At 51.4% G+C, this 15,141-nt stretch carries 20 protein-coding genes; 4 read left to right on the top strand and 16 right to left on the bottom strand.

The annotated features are described in order from the left end of the window. The first annotated feature begins 54 nt into the window (after window positions 1-54). Window positions 55-675, top strand: coding sequence for a riboflavin synthase (locus tag Q8M75_RS08655; RefSeq protein ID WP_305488548.1), 621 nt, complete (start codon window positions 55-57; stop codon window positions 673-675). Between the two features lie 41 nt (window positions 676-716). On the opposite strand, the gene queC is transcribed toward Q8M75_RS08655, so the two are convergent. From queC to tolQ, 7 genes are all read right to left on the bottom strand, one after another. Further along, a complete protein-coding gene (queC, locus tag Q8M75_RS08650; protein ID WP_305488546.1) occupies window positions 717-1,478 on the bottom strand; it encodes a 7-cyano-7-deazaguanine synthase QueC in 762 nt (253 codons plus the stop codon). Window positions 1,479-1,498: 20 nt separating this feature from the next. Further along, window positions 1,499-2,215, bottom strand: a complete 717-nt coding sequence (ybgF, locus tag Q8M75_RS08645) for a tol-pal system protein YbgF (RefSeq protein ID WP_305488544.1) — start codon at window positions 2,213-2,215, stop codon at window positions 1,499-1,501. Between the two features lie 15 nt (window positions 2,216-2,230). After that, window positions 2,231-2,731, bottom strand: a complete 501-nt coding sequence (gene pal, locus Q8M75_RS08640) for a peptidoglycan-associated lipoprotein Pal (protein WP_305488542.1) — start codon at window positions 2,729-2,731, stop codon at window positions 2,231-2,233. A 93-nt stretch (window positions 2,732-2,824) separates the two neighbouring features. Next, complete coding sequence (tolB, locus tag Q8M75_RS08635) at window positions 2,825-4,120, bottom strand: Tol-Pal system beta propeller repeat protein TolB (protein WP_305488539.1); 1,296 nt, start codon at window positions 4,118-4,120, stop codon at window positions 2,825-2,827. A gap of 4 nt (window positions 4,121-4,124) precedes the next feature. Beyond that, window positions 4,125-4,928: a cell envelope integrity protein TolA gene (gene tolA, locus Q8M75_RS08630; protein WP_305488536.1), complete on the bottom strand. Its 804-nt coding sequence runs from the start codon at window positions 4,926-4,928 to the stop codon at window positions 4,125-4,127. 35 nt (window positions 4,929-4,963) lie between these two features. Continuing rightward, window positions 4,964-5,392: an ExbD/TolR family protein gene (locus Q8M75_RS08625; protein WP_305488533.1), complete on the bottom strand. Its 429-nt coding sequence runs from the start codon at window positions 5,390-5,392 to the stop codon at window positions 4,964-4,966. 28 nt (window positions 5,393-5,420) lie between these two features. Then, window positions 5,421-6,077: a protein TolQ gene (tolQ, locus tag Q8M75_RS08620; RefSeq protein ID WP_305488530.1), complete on the bottom strand. Its 657-nt coding sequence runs from the start codon at window positions 6,075-6,077 to the stop codon at window positions 5,421-5,423. 63 nt (window positions 6,078-6,140) lie between these two features. Between tolQ and glyA the strand changes: the two genes are divergently transcribed. Then, window positions 6,141-7,388, top strand: coding sequence for a serine hydroxymethyltransferase (gene glyA / locus Q8M75_RS08615; RefSeq protein ID WP_305488528.1), 1,248 nt, complete (start codon window positions 6,141-6,143; stop codon window positions 7,386-7,388). Window positions 7,389-7,391: 3 nt separating this feature from the next. Next, a complete protein-coding gene (gene nrdR, locus Q8M75_RS08610) occupies window positions 7,392-7,838 on the top strand; it encodes a transcriptional regulator NrdR (protein ID WP_305488526.1) in 447 nt (148 codons plus the stop codon). A 19-nt stretch (window positions 7,839-7,857) separates the two neighbouring features. Here nrdR and Q8M75_RS08605 read toward each other — a convergent pair whose 3' ends face one another. From Q8M75_RS08605 to Q8M75_RS08570, 8 genes are all read right to left on the bottom strand, one after another. Then, window positions 7,858-8,112 carry a DUF2442 domain-containing protein gene (locus tag Q8M75_RS08605; protein WP_305488524.1) on the bottom strand — a complete coding sequence of 85 codons (255 nt, stop codon included), beginning with the start codon at window positions 8,110-8,112 and terminating at the stop codon, window positions 7,858-7,860. Window positions 8,113-8,119: 7 nt separating this feature from the next. Next, entirely contained in the window at window positions 8,120-8,380 is a 261-nt protein-coding gene (locus tag Q8M75_RS08600; RefSeq protein ID WP_305489096.1) for a DUF4160 domain-containing protein, read from the bottom strand. A 121-nt stretch (window positions 8,381-8,501) separates the two neighbouring features. Further along, a complete protein-coding gene (gene adk / locus Q8M75_RS08595) occupies window positions 8,502-9,164 on the bottom strand; it encodes an adenylate kinase (RefSeq protein WP_305488521.1) in 663 nt (220 codons plus the stop codon). Window positions 9,165-9,232: 68 nt separating this feature from the next. Beyond that, on the bottom strand, window positions 9,233-9,997 hold the full coding sequence (gene kdsB, locus Q8M75_RS08590) for a 3-deoxy-manno-octulosonate cytidylyltransferase (protein WP_305489094.1): 765 nt from the start codon (window positions 9,995-9,997) through the stop codon (window positions 9,233-9,235). An 8-nt stretch (window positions 9,998-10,005) separates the two neighbouring features. After that, window positions 10,006-10,191, bottom strand: coding sequence for a Trm112 family protein (locus tag Q8M75_RS08585; RefSeq protein ID WP_305488519.1), 186 nt, complete (start codon window positions 10,189-10,191; stop codon window positions 10,006-10,008). Beyond that, window positions 10,184-11,332, bottom strand: a complete 1,149-nt coding sequence (lpxK, locus tag Q8M75_RS08580) for a tetraacyldisaccharide 4'-kinase (RefSeq protein ID WP_305488517.1) — start codon at window positions 11,330-11,332, stop codon at window positions 10,184-10,186. Before lpxK ends, Q8M75_RS08585 begins: the two co-directional genes overlap by 8 nt. A gap of 15 nt (window positions 11,333-11,347) precedes the next feature. Next, the gene (locus tag Q8M75_RS08575) at window positions 11,348-11,824 is read right to left on the bottom strand and encodes a biopolymer transporter ExbD (protein ID WP_305488515.1); all 477 of its coding nucleotides are present in this window, start codon (window positions 11,822-11,824) and stop codon (window positions 11,348-11,350) included. Next, window positions 11,821-12,453: a MotA/TolQ/ExbB proton channel family protein gene (locus Q8M75_RS08570; protein WP_305488513.1), complete on the bottom strand. Its 633-nt coding sequence runs from the start codon at window positions 12,451-12,453 to the stop codon at window positions 11,821-11,823. The genes Q8M75_RS08575 and Q8M75_RS08570 overlap by 4 nt, the downstream gene beginning before the upstream one ends. A gap of 382 nt (window positions 12,454-12,835) precedes the next feature. Here Q8M75_RS08570 and xseA point away from each other — a divergent pair, with 382 nt between their 5' ends. Then, window positions 12,836-14,038 (top strand): exodeoxyribonuclease VII large subunit, encoded by a 1,203-nt coding sequence (gene xseA / locus Q8M75_RS08565; protein WP_305488511.1) that lies wholly within the window; start codon window positions 12,836-12,838, stop codon window positions 14,036-14,038. On the opposite strand, the gene murB is transcribed toward xseA, so the two are convergent. Beyond that, window positions 14,032-15,105, bottom strand: coding sequence for a UDP-N-acetylmuramate dehydrogenase (murB, locus tag Q8M75_RS08560; protein WP_305488509.1), 1,074 nt, complete (start codon window positions 15,103-15,105; stop codon window positions 14,032-14,034). The two genes, xseA and murB, sit on opposite strands and share 7 nt — an antisense overlap. Window positions 15,106-15,141 lie beyond the last annotated feature (36 nt).

The raw sequence follows: 15,141 nt of genomic DNA, 5'->3' as shown, positions 1-15,141 counted from the left end.
ACAGCAGAATTAAAAACTCCCCATACAGAAACCACCTACCAATAAAGCACCGATATGTTTACAGGAATCATTACTGCAGTTGGCCGCATTACAACCGCATCTGCCTTTGGTGATGGGATGCGCCTCACGATTGAGACGCCAGCCGGCTACCTGGATGATGTTGCGATTGGCGATAGCATTGCGATCCAAGGCGCTTGCATGACAGCGACCCAAATCCAGGGAAATCAATTTACTTTGGATATCTCGCGTGAGTCTTTGAACAAGACGATTGGCCTGGATTTACAAGCCCCCGTGAATTTAGAGAAAGCCTTGCGCCTCTCCGATCGCCTCGGCGGGCATTTGGTGAGCGGCCATGTCGATGGCATCGGTCAGGTAGAGCGTTTTGCAGCAGTGGATCAATCCCCCGATGGCTCATGGCATTTGGTGATCCAGGCACCAGCGGACATTGCACCTTTTCTGGCCTATAAAGGATCGATTGTGGTGAATGGGGTTTCGCTCACGGTGAATGCTGCAAACAAAAGTAATGCAGGTGGCTGCACGATCGAAATCAATATCATCCCGCACACCATGCAACACACCACATTAGGTCAGCTCAAGGCTGGCGACGCCGTGAACTTAGAAGTTGATCTGATTGCACGCTATGTGGCGCGTTTGATGGATTTCAAAATCAAATAATCTAATCGGCAGGACTGCCGATAGCGCAGGTCGTAATCTCGTTAGGCAGATTTGCGGTAGTGCGTTGGATCAGCAAGGCCAGCCTGCACAAATCCGGCTTTACGTAGCTTGCAAGATTCACACTCACCACAGGCTTGCCCCTGGGCATCCGCCTGATAGCACGACACGGTTTGGCTGTAATCCACTCCCAGAGTCATGCCAAGGTGAATGATGTCTGCCTTGCTCATGGCAATGATGGGCGCATGTACCCGAAAGCGTTCCGCATCGTTGTGTGCTTCGACTCCTGCTTTGGTAGCTAGATTGGCCATGCGCTCAAAGGAGGCAACGTATTCGGGGCGGCAGTCTGGGTAGCCTGAGTAATCAACGCTATTTGCGCCATAAAAAATATCAGAGCCCCCTAAGGCTTCTGCCCAGCCGAGTGCAAGCGAGAGCATGATGGTATTGCGGGCCGGGACATAGGTAATCGGAATATCTGAATTGGGATTAACAATGGCATTCGAGGTCGTCGGTACGGCTAGATTGGAGTCGGTTAACGCAGAGCCACCAAAACGCGTCAGCGCCAGGTCGATTACTTCATGACGAACCACTCCGATCGATTTGGCAATGCGTTCTGCTGCAATTAACTCCGAGGAGTGACGCTGACCATAGCGAATTGAGAGGGCATAGGGCGCGTAACCCAATTGCTTTGCCAATGCCAAAATTGTCGTCGAGTCTAGCCCACCAGAAAACAAGATAACTGCAGGCGCTCCAGCGGTGCGGGGTGCAAATCCAGAAAAAGAAGAAAGTGAATTGACACGAGTCATGCTGCGCTTAAAAAAGCCAATTACTTCGTGCGCGGCAGCATTTGGCGGGCTTCTACCGCCACTTCAGAGTCGGGATAGCTTGCAATCAGATCGCCATACGTTTTACGAGCAGCTGTTTTATTGCCGCTCTCGAGTTGGCAGTTACCGAGCGTCAACATCGCTGCTGGAATGCGAGGGTGTTTTGGGTAGGCCTTGATGAGGGCCTGCAATTGGCTGATGGCTCCAGGATATTCTTTTAAGGCGTATTTAGTATTGCCCAGCCAGTAGAGTGCGAGCGGCAAATAGGGGCTGGCGTTGTATTTGCGTACAAAACTAGTAAAACCTGTATCGGCTTTTTTAAGTTGACCCGCCTGAAATGCGGCCAAGGCCTCATCGTAGGCTGCTTTTTCTCCAGGCTGGATCGTGCCGGTAACGCCTTCAATTTCAAGGGTGCGAGGCTCAAACTTACTTAAGCGCGTGTCTAAATCTTGGTAGTTGGTTTTTTGGCTGGCAATGAATTCTTCACTCTGTCGCTGGAGGTTCTCAATCTGACCGCGTAACTGGGCATTTTCTGATTTGAGTCGCTCAATTTGGCTTTGCAGCTCGAGCTGCGTACTTGCCAATGTCTTGCGCAAATCCAAAATGGCTTTGCGCGCCTCGTCATCAGAAAGAAGTGCCCAGGCAGATGTGGGTAGCACAAATAGAAAAGCAAGGGCGCTAGTTGACAGCGCCCTTCTTAAAGCAACATTCCATGTCATTGCAGGAATTCCAAATTACTTGGGAACGTAAACAATATCAGCGCGGCGATTTTCTGCATACGCTGCTTCAGTAGCACCTTCTGCTTTGGGCTTTTCTTTACCAAAACTGACGGCTTCCATCTGTGCATCGGAGACGCCCATTAAGGCCAGTGATTTGCGTACCGCATCGGAGCGACGTTGGCCCAGCGCTAGGTTGTATTCGGTTGTGCCACGATCATCGGTATTGCCTTGGATGATGATTTTTTGGGCCGTATTTTGCTTGAGAAAGCTCGCATGGGCTGACAACATCTTTTGGTATTTGCCATCCACCGTGAACTCGTCAAAACCAAAGTAGACGCTGCGCTCAAACAAAGGGCTTTTAGGGTCATTCCAAGGTTGGGAGCCAAATGCACCAGCTCCACCGCTACCACCAGCACCATTAACATCATCTAACTTCACTCCAGAAGAGCAAGCGGTTAAGAGAGCAACGAAGCCTAAGATCGCGAATCCAGCTGAACGCCGAGCAATGGAAATCATGGTTATAGTCCTTTTCAGTATGAGTGGTGGGCATTGATGACAATGCCACTATGACTCTATTATGCCCTCTCGTCCCTGAATTAGAAAGGGACTCTAATCCATGAAGGGCCCCCAGGAGGGCTGCCTGACATCAGACCCCGGAATACTCAATACCTGTTTTGATTGCCCGTCGACTGAAACGGCAGCGAGTACCCGCTTACCGCCAACCCGGGTGGAGTACAGGATGTAACGGCCATTGGCCGCAAAAGAGGGGGATTCATCATGAACGGTATCCGTTAGGGCGCGGGTCTCGCCAGTGGCTAAATTGAGGGTATGTACCCGAAAGCCACCACCTACATTGGCGATGTAAGCCATGAGCTTGCCGTCCGGCGATATCCGCGGTGAGGTCGCAAACGATTGTTTGAAGGTCACACGTCTAGCCCCTTCGACCCGCTCGCCATCCGCGCTCATGCGGTAGATTTGTGGATTGCCACCGCGGTCGCTGGTGAAATAAATCGAGCGACCATCGGGAGAGTACTGCGGCTCGGTATCGATCGTATTGCCTTGGGTGAGGCGACGTAAATTACTGCCATCCGCATTCATGGAATAAATCTGCGTATTGCCATCACGCGATAAGGCCAGCGCAACGGTCTGACCATTTGGTGACCATGCTGGCGCACTGTTATTGCCTTTTTGATTGGAGAGCGATACACGGCGACCGGTTGCCAGCTCATGAACATAGACAACGGGTTTACGATCTTCAAAGGAAACGTACGCTACTTTTTTTCCATCGGGAGACCACGATGGCGAAATAATCGGCTCGGCACTATTGAGGGCATTGCGAATATTCTGACCATCGGCATCCGAGATCACCAGGCGGTAGCGGTTGCCGTCTTTAATGACATAGGAGAGGCGCGTCGAGAAGATCCCGCGCTCACCCAGTAACTTATAAATGATGTCATCGGAAATCTTATGTGCGGCTTGGCGCAGATTGTCACTACTTGAGGTGATCAGCAAACCATCTAAGCTTTGCTGCTTCCGAATATCAAATAACTTGTAGCGAATTTCAAATTGAGTGGGGCCGGTTTGTTTTACAGAGCCCACAACCAAGGCATCAGCGCCGCGAGCTGACCACGCTTTGTAATTAGGCGTGCCTTCATCACTCTCACTGGCATTGCCGCTCTCAGTATTTTTAAAGTAACCACTGCGCGCTAAATTTTGACGAATGATTTCTGTCACGCTGGTAGGCAACTTCCCTTCGTCCTCAAAACGCATTACCGCAATAGGGTAGAGGGATTGACCTACACCCGTGATTTCAATATTCATTTGTGCGATAGCTGGGCTCAAAAAGCCCAGGGTCGCAATTAAGCCAATCAGAGGGCGCAGGAGTCGCAGGAGGAGTGTCCGCATGGAATTAATCCTTGGGTTTAAAAGTGAGTCTCATTTGACGCATGGGAATGATGCCATTGTCGTCTTTTGGAAAGGTTTCTGCACGATCCAGCGCCTGTAAAACCGCTTGGTCCCAGCTGGGAATGCCGCTGGAGGTGACCACGCTGCGCTTCAAGATCGCGCCATCGGGCGCAAGATCAACTAAGACCACTACGGCTGGATTGCCCGTTAGTGATTCAGGGTTAAACACAATCAGGGGCTTAATCTTGCGCCGCACTTTATCCGCATACGCTGGCGGTGCATTGCCGCCGCCGCCAACACTGCTGCCAACTTGACCACCGCTGCCGCCCTCAGCACCTGCGGCAGCGCGTAGTCTTGCGAGTTGATCGGCGCGCGCTTTTTCCGCAGCAGCGTTGGCCTTAATTTGTGCGGGGGTGAGTGCTTTTGCTTCCTCTGCTTTTTTAGGCTTCTCGGGCTCTTTGGCTTTTTCTTTCGGCGGCGTTACCTTGGCTGGCTTAGGCACTTCTTTCACTACCTCTTTTTTAGGAGGCTCTTTTTCTGCTGGTTTTTTCTTGACCGCAATATCGGCCACCTCTTCTTTCATGGGCGCCGGTGGTGGCGTTTCAGTGCGCTGGGCTACAGGGGTCGAATCCCATAGCTCAACCTCGACTCCCCCTGGGGCGCTGGTACGCCAATTAATGCCAATCGTGAACATTGCAATGAGCGCCAAATGCGCCAACATCGAATACGAGAAGGCGCGTGCGCTACTTTCGGTTTTGATTGGCTGTGCCCGTGAAAAAGGCGAGGGCCATTGTTGTGCGGTATTCATGGGTTCAGCATGTGCTGGGAGATACGTCCATGAAATTACTGGCTCTTAACAGCAAGACCAACCCGCTTGACGCCATTCTCTTTGAGTTTGGCCATCACATCCATGACGACTTCGTATTTCACCGACTTGTCGGCCGCTAGTACAACCGGTTGATCGGCGGACTTCTCAGCTTGGGTGCGGGCAAATGCACCGAGCTCCAAACGGCTGAGCGTTTGCGATGATTCACCTTCGCGCTTCACCGTAATATTCTCATTGGCATCCACCGATAAAAAGATGGGGGGCAGAGTTTGTGTTTTTGCGCCACCAACGGTAGGCAAATTAACGATGCCTGGATTAACGGATGCCGCCGTCGCCATAAAGATGATGAGCAAGACGAGCATCACATCGATATAAGGAACGACGTTGATGTCCGACATCGCGCGGCGGCGATTAGACCGAAAGGATGATCGACTGGATTGGGCCATTCGCTTAGTTATTCCTTAAGGCAAGCAATTAACGATGGGCAGCTTGGCGCTGCAGGATGTTGGTGAACTCTTCCATGAAGGTTTCAAACCGAATGGCTAAGCGATCGATTTCAGTCGCATTGCTGTTGTAAGCAACGACTGCCGGAATCGCCGCAAATAAACCAATGGCGGTAGCGACTAGGGCCTCAGCAATGCCAGGTGCAACCGCAGCCAAAGTAGCATTTTGAACATTGGCCAAGCCCTTAAACGCGTGCATGATGCCCCAAACGGTGCCAAATAAGCCGATGTAAGGGGATACTGAGCCCACGGAGGCCAGGAAGGGCAGATTGGCCTCCAAGAGATCCATCTCACGTTGGTAGGTCGCCTTCATGGCGCGGCGCGCTGCATCAATTTCACGTGCTTTGGAGAACTCCAGCATGCCACCCGCAAAAATACGCTCCATTACAGCTGAGCTGCGGTTATTGCGCTGCGCAGCCTCTAAGAGGGTATTGAGGTCGCCGCCAGACCAAAAGTCACGCTCAAAGCGTTCGGTATCGCGTCGTACGCCCCGCAGGGTCGATCCTTTCTTAAAAATCACGGTCCAAGATGCAATTGACATGGTGATGAGGATCAGCATGACCAGCTGGACGATCAAACTGGCATTGAGAATAAGGGATAAAAAGGAGAGGTCTTCGGTCGGGTTCATAGGTGTTTTGTATTATGTAGGTTGATTTTATCTAACCAATCCAACTAAATCAGGATTATCGCTATGTTTGACCGCCAAAACACCCTTGCCAAGACCGATTCCGAACTCTGGGCCGCAATTCAGAATGAAAATCGCCGCCAAGAAGACCACATTGAGCTGATTGCTTCTGAGAATTACACTTCGCCCGCCGTAATGCAGGCGCAAGGCTCCCAGTTGACCAATAAGTATGCTGAGGGCTACCCAGGCAAGCGTTATTACGGTGGCTGTGAGTTTGTGGATGTCGCCGAGCAACTGGCGATTGATCGCGTAAAGACCTTATTTGGTGCTGAGGCGGCCAACGTGCAGCCCCATTGCGGCGCCTCTGCCAACCAAGCCGTTTTCTTAGCCTTCTTAAAGCCAGGCGATACCTTCATGGGCATGAGCTTGGCCGAAGGTGGTCACCTGACTCACGGTATGGCACTCAATCTGAGTGGCAAGTGGTTTAACCCGATCTCCTATGGACTTGATCAAAACGAAGCCATTGATTACGAGCAAATGGAGCGTTTGGCACGCGAGCACAAGCCAAAGTTAATCATTGCCGGCGCATCGGCATATTCGCTTCACATCGACTTTGAGCGCTTTGCCAAAGTCGCCAAAGAAGTTGGCGCCATCTTCATGGTCGATATGGCCCACTACTCCGGTTTGATTGCTGCTGGCGTCTATCCCAATCCAGTACCGCACGCCGACATCGTTACCTCAACCACCCACAAGAGTTTGCGTGGCCCCCGCGGCGGCATCATTTTGATGAAGGCTGAGCATGAGAAAGCCATTAACTCTGCCGTCTTCCCAGGCTTGCAAGGCGGCCCGTTGATGCATGTGATTGCTGCTAAAGCAACTGCATTTAAAGAGGCCTTGGAGCCTGGCTTTAAGGACTACCAAAAGCAGGTGATTGCCAATGCACAAGCCTTAGCCAATACATTAATTGAGCGTGGCTTACGGATTGTTTCAGGTCGCACTGAGTCACATGTCATGTTGGTTGATTTGCGTAGCAAAAACATGACGGGCAAAGAGGCGGAAAAAGTATTGGGTGATGCACACATTACCTGCAATAAAAACGGCATTCCCAATGACCCACAAAAACCGATGGTAACGAGCGGTATCCGCTTAGGTTCACCGGCGATGACCACCCGCGGATTTAAAGAAGCCGAATCGATTCAGGTGGGTCACTTTATTGCTGATGTACTCGACAACCCAAATGATGCGGCGAACATTGAGAAAGTCAAAGCCCAAGTGCATGCTCTAACGAAGCGCTTCCCGGTTTACGGAAACTGATTCGTGCGCTGCCCTTTTTGTCACGGCGAGGACACCCAGGTAATGGATACCCGGGTGTCAGACGAGGGCGATACCACGCGCCGCCGCCGACGCTGTACCAGCTGTGACAAACGCTTTACCACCTATGAACGCGCTGAGCTGACATTTCCGGCGATCGTCAAAAAGAATGGCAGCCGGGTTGATTACAGCCATGACAAGTTAGCGAGCTCGATCAAGCTCGCTCTGCGTAAGCGTCCGGTATCGTCTGATTTAGTGGATGAAGCGATTGCTAGTATTGAAGAAAAGCTGGTGGCAACGGGCGAGAAAGAAATTGCCAGCGACCGCGTTGGTGAGCTCGTGATGCGTGAGCTTAAGCGCCTGGATAAAGTCGCCTACATTCGGTTTGCGTCGGTCTATCGTAGCTTTGCCGATATCGAATCGTTTGAGAGTGCGCTGAAAGAATTGAAGTAGGGAAAAGCTGGACGATACATTAGCGCAGTACCCATACCCCGGATTTGCGAATTGCCTCGTGCATGGCATCTGGAGCTAAATCAATATCGCCAGGCCAACTGACTGCACCACCATTAATTCTGACTTGGTTAAAGAAGTTTGGATTTTGAAGTGAAGTAAAAACGCCAGTCAGGTGGGTTGGTTCAAACACCACACGACCGCGGGTGCCGTCGGCAAAGACTACCTCTAACTGTAGAGGGCCGACAACTTTAACCTGATTTACATCCCAATCCATAGCAATCTCACTTTAGTGGTTCTATGTATTTTGGCTGCTGTTTAGACATACATAGATCCCAATCTTCTAGTAGCTCAAGTTGATGATTATGGGCCCAATCTAACACCAAATCGTGAGCCCGTCTAGGAAGTGCGCCACTCAAAATGGATAGGGTCTTAATATCGATTATGGCCTTGTATTCACCGTATTCAGCATGAAAATGAGGAGGCGCGTGATCATTGAAAAACATTCGAATGAGGATGCCATAAAAACTGCTGATTGTTGGCATATAAACCTTTCTAAGAATCAACCCTCCATTTTAGAGAATGCACTTGTGCGTGCAATAAGTTGATTCGATAGAACGGCTATTGCTTACGACACATATAAAACTTTTATAAATTTTTTTATATTTACTTCAATACTGCAAAGATCGAATTCGTAATGTCGTCCACAGTGCCTGTGCCACTGACCTTGCGATAAGCAGGCGCCTTCACCTTCGCAGAATCACCGCTAGCGGCCCAGCTAGAGTAGTACTCCACTAATGGGCGGGTTTGATCGGTGTAGACCTGCAGGCGCTTGCGTACGGTTTCTTCTTTGTCGTCATCCCGCTGAATTAAAGGCTCACCCGTGACATCGTCTTTGCCTTCTACTTTGGGCGGATTAAATTTAATGTGGTAGCTGCGACCTGAGGCAGGATGAACGCGGCGACCACTCATGCGATCAATGATGGCATCAAAGGGGACATCAATTTCAAGTACAAAGTCGATTGGCACAGCCGCATCTTTCATGGCTTGTGCTTGGGGGATAGTGCGTGGAAAGCCATCAAATAAATAGCCATGATTGCAATCGGATTCTTTGAGGCGGTCTTTCACCAAACCAATGATGATGTCGTCAGAAACGAGGCCTCCTGAGTCCATAATCTTTTTTGCAGCAACGCCGAGGGGCGTACCCGCTTTGACTGCGGCACGCAGCATATCGCCCGTCGAAATTTGCGGAATACCAAACTTCTCACAAATAAACTGAGCTTGTGTTCCTTTGCCGGCGCCTGGTGCGCCCAATAGGATTAACCGCATTGTTATTCTCCCCTCAATTCGTCATTGTCCCGTATTTTGTAAGCCTATTGGCCGGAACTTTCCTAGGATTATCCCCGAGATGCAAAAGCGAGCCGCACACGCTCTAAATCCGCCTCAGTATCGACCCCGGCAGGAGGTACATCCGCCGTAATATGAACCTGAATGCGATAGCCATGCCATAGGGCGCGCAGCTGCTCGAGTGACTCTGCCTGTTCTGGCGGCGCTGGGTCGAGGCGGGCATAGGCCTCTAGAAAGCTCGCCCGGTAGGCGTAAATCCCCAAATGCCGCAGGTATGGGGGTTTAGTAATTGCTGCATCGCGTTCAAATGGAATAACCGAGCGCGAAAAGTACATGGCCTCATTGTGGCGATTGAGTACCACCTTCACCACATTGGGATTATTGATTTCTGTTGGATCAGTGATGGGCGTCGCCACTGTGGCGATCGCGCATTGCGGGTGAGCTGCTAATGCCAGTGCAACCTGATTAATCAGCTCTGGCGGAATCAACGGTTCATCGCCTTGCACATTCACAATCAATGCATCGCCAGGCAACTTTAACAATTGCGCAACTTCAGCAATTCGATCGGTACCGGTAGGGTGATCGGCTTGCGTGAGGAGGCACTCGATCCGATGGGCATCGCATACTGCCTGAATTTCCCCTGAATCAGTTGCCACAATCACGCTCTGTGCGCCAGAGCGTTTTGCCTGCTCAGCAACGCGGACAACCATGGGCTTGCCGGCGATATCCGCCAGGGGTTTGCGGGGAAGGCGGGTAGAGCCTAAGCGTGCCGGAATGACAACGCTAAATTCGGGGAGGGTGAGTGTGTTCAAAATCGATTAACTTACAAGGCCTGTATTTCTTCAGGCGTTAAGGTGCGCGCTTCATCCACTAGCATCACCGGAATGCCATCCCGAATCGGGTAAGCAAGCTTATCAATTCTGCAGATTAATTCATGCTGCTGCTCGTCTAAGTGCAAGCCGCTTTTACACAAAGGGCAAACCAAAATACTAAGTAAACGCTTATCCATCTTTTTTCCCTCTAGGCTCGCTGTGCATCGCATTCGGATCCGGTCTTTGGAGAATCGACTCAACCCAATTCATCAGTGCATTCGGTAGGGTGAGTTGCATCGGCACAACCCAAATACGCTGATCATCAATATGAGCGCATTTTACGGCATCCTTTTCGGTGATCAAGATGCACTTCGCATCCAGCGTATTAAGCAGGGCGACATCAATCTGCCCATGATCCGGCAATGCAATGCCTTTCAATGGCGCAGCAGGGTATGGAAGATGAGATTGAATGCCATCAAAAAATCGCTGGGGGTTACCAATCGCAGCAATTGCAGTGATTGGTGCACTGCTGTTCTGTGCCAATAGGATCTCAAGTGAAATAGCTTGGCTGGGCTCATGCAGAGGATAGGCAAACGCTAAGGTGGGTGCGAGTGTAAATGCAGGGCGGTCAGCAATGTAATGCAATCCATCGGCAACATCAGTGGGGCTATCAGCGCCTTGACTGCTCCCAGTGACTAAGGTGATGTCACGATCCCGATCAGCAGGCTCACGCAAGGGGCCGGCCGGTAACAAAAAGCCATTACCTTCACCGCGGTGATCGCGTACGATGATTTCAATATCACGGCCGCCTTCGCGCGCTGGCCAACGGATCAGGTCTTGATGTTGTAAGCCATCGTCGCTGATGATGATGTTGACTTCGGGGTTGGCATTAAGGAGCGCACGAATGCTCTTGCGGCGCTCTGGGCATACCCAAATGGGTATTGCGTCTTGCGTACGCTGTGCCATCAGCACGGGTTCATCGCCAACCACGACGGGATCTGATTTGCTGCTGACCTCGATTGGATTCGATTGCTTCGAGTGGCTGCGACCACCATAGCCCCGGCTGATGATGCCCGGATAAAAACCACGGGCACGCAGACGCTCAGCGAGCGCAATGACGATCGGGGTTTTGCCTGTGCCACCGACGCGCAGATTGCCAACAATAATGATGGGTACTGAAAATGGTTTTCCTACTCCAATGCCGAGATCGCGCAGGGCATTTTTGCTCGCCACAAATAGACCAACTACTTTGGATAGAGGCCACAGAAGCCAGCTTAGGAAGCCACGCCGCTCCCAAAAGGCGGGCGCTGATCGACCCTGGATTGGCGCCTTATGCACGGTTAAAAGACCGCATTATTTGCTGCCTTGACTACTAAAGACGACATTAGGGAGATTCGCATCGCGCGCTGCTTCCAGTGCGCGCATCACTGCCTGATGAGGTGCCCTGGCATCGGCATCGATATTCACTTGTGGACTATTTTCTAGGCTGCTCTGTGCCGATGGATTAGCGATTTTGCCAAGGGATACGGCCAATTGGCTGCGATCGATGACCTTGCCGTTGAGGGCGTAGCGACCATCGCGGCTCACAGTGATGGTAATGGACTGCGGCTTGATCGACGTATCCGAACCGCTGGCAGTCGGCAATGTAATCGCCAGTTCGTTGTAGCGCGTAAAGGTGGTTGAAACCATGAGGAAAATTAAGACCACTAGCAACACATCAATAAATGCAATGAGATTGATTTCTGGCTCGGCACGGGCAAACCGATTAGCATTCCGTAGCGAACCGATATTGACTCGCTGACCGCTTAAGCGTTGCGCAATCCAGCTCATGTATTTTCAGGATAGAGTTTTTTAAACAGCTGGCGCGCCAACTCTTCGCACTCCCGCTGGCGTTGATCAGCCAAGGCACGTAAGCCACGCCAACCGGCATAGGCCGGTATCGCAATCAAGAGTCCAAATGCGGTGTTGTAGAGCGCAATCGAAATGCCGTTTGCCAACTGCTGCGGGTTACCGCCGCTACCAGTCACTATTCCTTGGCTACCAAAAATTTCAATCATGCCAACCACGGTGCCAAATAAGCCGAGGAGCGGGGCAAGGGTTGCAATCGTGGCAAGGGCTCCAAGATAGCGTTCCAACTTAATCCAAGTGGTGTCTGCGAGTACTGCAAGCTCTTCGATTGCCTGCCCGGCTGAATGCCCTGCCTGTTTTTCAGAAAGAATGGAGGCGAGGAGCGTGCCGATGACGGAGTTTTGGCGCAGATCCTGAATTAAGCCAGTTGGAGCTGCTTTACCGCTTGCTAATCCCTCGGCTATGCCAAAAGCAACTTCCAGGTCAGCCTGTGGGGCAATGTGCCTCTGACGCAGATACCAACTTCGCTCCATCAGAATGGCGAGGCCAACAATGGAGAGGGCTAATAGGGGCCAAATGGGCCAACCGGCAGACAGTAAGATGGTGTACATAAGATCAGTACTTTAGCTGAAATGAAATGGGCTTCCAGGTGGACAGGGATTGCTAGAAGCTTGATATTTTTCAAAAAATTTGGCTTTGGCGGGGTTTTGCTTGGGCTGTGGATAACTCTGTGCAAAACTTTTGACCCTATTTGCTGTAAGTCCTTGATTTGTGGTGTAGCACCCCAAACAATGGCAGTAAACTGAGCTGAACCTAAAATAATTTATATATATGAATCAATATCTTATGATGCAAGTGTCAGATTTATACGACGTTATGGGTCAGCAAACACTTACTTCTTAATTGAGCCCGATAATGCCATTCAAGACTGTGGATATGTATTAGGCCTATCCAGTAAAACCCTATTTATTCACCAAAATCGACCCCTAGAAAATGCCTGAAATACCGAACCCCATTCTGAGTGTTGGCGATCTAAACCGCGCCATTGCAAGCTCCTTACAGGACCAGTTTGATTCCGTCTGGGTTAGCGGTGAGGTATCGAACTTTAAGGCCTATGACAGCGGGCACTGGTACTTCTCCTTAAAAGACGAGGAGGGGCAGATTCGCTGCGTGATGTTCCGGGGCAAAAATGCCCAAGTGGGCTTTATGCCCCAATCGGGGGATTTGGTAGAGGTTGGAGCCAGTCTCGGCTTATATGTTCCGCGTGGGGATGTCCAGTTAACCGTCCAGGTGATGCGCCGCGCAGGTACGGGTGGGCTATATGAGGCCTTTTTAAAGCTCAAAGCTAAGTTAGCCAAAGAGGGCTTATTCGAAGCAGAGCGAAAGCGCCCCATTCCTACGCACCCCCGTGCGATTGGTATCGTCACCTCGCCGCAGGCAGCAGCATTAAAGGATGTCCTGAGTACCTTAGGTCGCAGAGCGCCACACATTCCGATTGTGATTTACCCCACCTTAGTGCAGGGCCCAGAAGCACCCCTCACCATTATCGCGGCACTCGAACAGGCTAATCGGGAGGCGGTAGTGGATGTGATTCTGCTTGTGCGGGGTGGCGGCAGTATCGAAGATTTGTGGGCATTCAATCATGAGCAGTTGGCCTACGCTATTGCAGAATCCACGTTGCCGATCGTCTGCGGCGTAGGGCATGAAACCGACACCACGATTGCAGATTTTGTTGCCGACTTGCGCGCACCCACGCCGACCGGCGCAGCTGAGATGGCCGCGCCGCGCCGCGATCAATTGCTAGCCGAGTTGGCTAGTTTCAAGCAGGGCATGACGCAAGCTGTAGAGCGGCGACTCGAGCGCGAGGCCCAGACACTCGATCAATTTGCGCTGCGTTTAAATCATGCCATGCCCAATCCCGAGCGGATGCGCGAGCAGATTCAGAATCTTCGGCAGCGCCTCGGACAATCGTGGATGGTGCGAACCCAATACTGGCAGCGGCATCAGCAGCATCTTGCCGCGCAGTTAGAGGCACTCAGTCCGCAGCGTACTTTGGAGCGGGGTTATGCGGTGATTTTGCAAGAGGGCGCGGGCGCAGTGCGTAAGCCAGATCAGCTGCTGGCTCAGCACGATTACCGCATTCAGTTGGCAGAAGGCAGTGCGGAAGTTACGCTAGCTAAGGTGAAGCCTCAGTAACGAATCGGCTCAATCGCAAGAGTAACGCCAAAGGTATCTTGCACTTTGTCTTGAATGGTTTTTGCTAAGGCTAAGACCGAATCGGCACTGCCGCCACCATGATTGACGAGGACTAAGGCTTGGTGTTGATAAACGCCCACAGCGCCAGCGCGTAAGCCTTTAAAGCCGCAGTGATCAATCATCCAGCCTGCAGCTAATTTGCGCTTTCCCTCCTGTTCATTTCCTTCAGGGTAGGACACCAATTCAGGGAATTGCTTCAGTAATGCCAAGTACTGCGCCTTCTCCACAATCGGATTTTGAAAGAAGCTACCGGCATTGCCGATCAATTTTGGATCGGGTAGTTTGCGATTACGAATCTTGCATACCGCCACCATGACCTCTTCCGCTGTTGGTACATGGCGATTTACAAAGGCAGCAGCCAAATCGGCATAACGTAAACGGGGACTCCACGCAGCGGGCAAGTAAAAATGCACGCGCGTAATGATGTATCGATTGGGATGGGCTTTAAAAATACTGTTGCGATACGTGAATGCGCATTCACTCGCCAGCAAATTGACCAGGGTTTTGGAATGGCAATCGTAAGCTTCGATCGATTGGATGTATTCACCGACCTCAACGCCATAAGCGCCAATATTCTGAATCGGCGCAGCGCCCACCGTACCAGGAATTAGCGCGAGATTTTCTAGGCCAGGCAGGCTGTGATCGAGCGTCCAAATCACAAAGTCATGCCAGTTCACGCCAGCCCCAACCGACACTACAGCACCGCGTTCATCCTGCTGCGTGATCGCCTGCCCGGCAATATCCATGAGTAAGGTCACGCCGGATAGTGTTGGTGGCAAGACCACATTGCTACCGCCGCCCAGTACACGCCAGGGTAGGTTTGCTGCCTTAATTGCTTCCATCACAGCCCCAATGTGCTCAGCATCGGTAATGGAATAGGCTTGCTCAGCAAGAACGTCAAATCCAAAGCTATTGCGCGCTCTTAAAGAAACGTCAGGCAGCATCACTGGAATCACGGAGGGCGGGGCCGTTTTGGGTGAGGAAGGCGCATTTGGGGCGGAGTTCATGCCACAATCTTATTCGTCTTCCGTAATTTTGAGTAA

Origin of the sequence: Polynucleobacter sp., assembly GCF_030693775.1 — a bacterium.
Taxonomy (GTDB): domain Bacteria; phylum Pseudomonadota; class Gammaproteobacteria; order Burkholderiales; family Burkholderiaceae; genus Polynucleobacter.
Note: the sequence above shows the minus strand (reverse complement) of the source record. Positions and strands in the feature narration are given on the sequence as shown.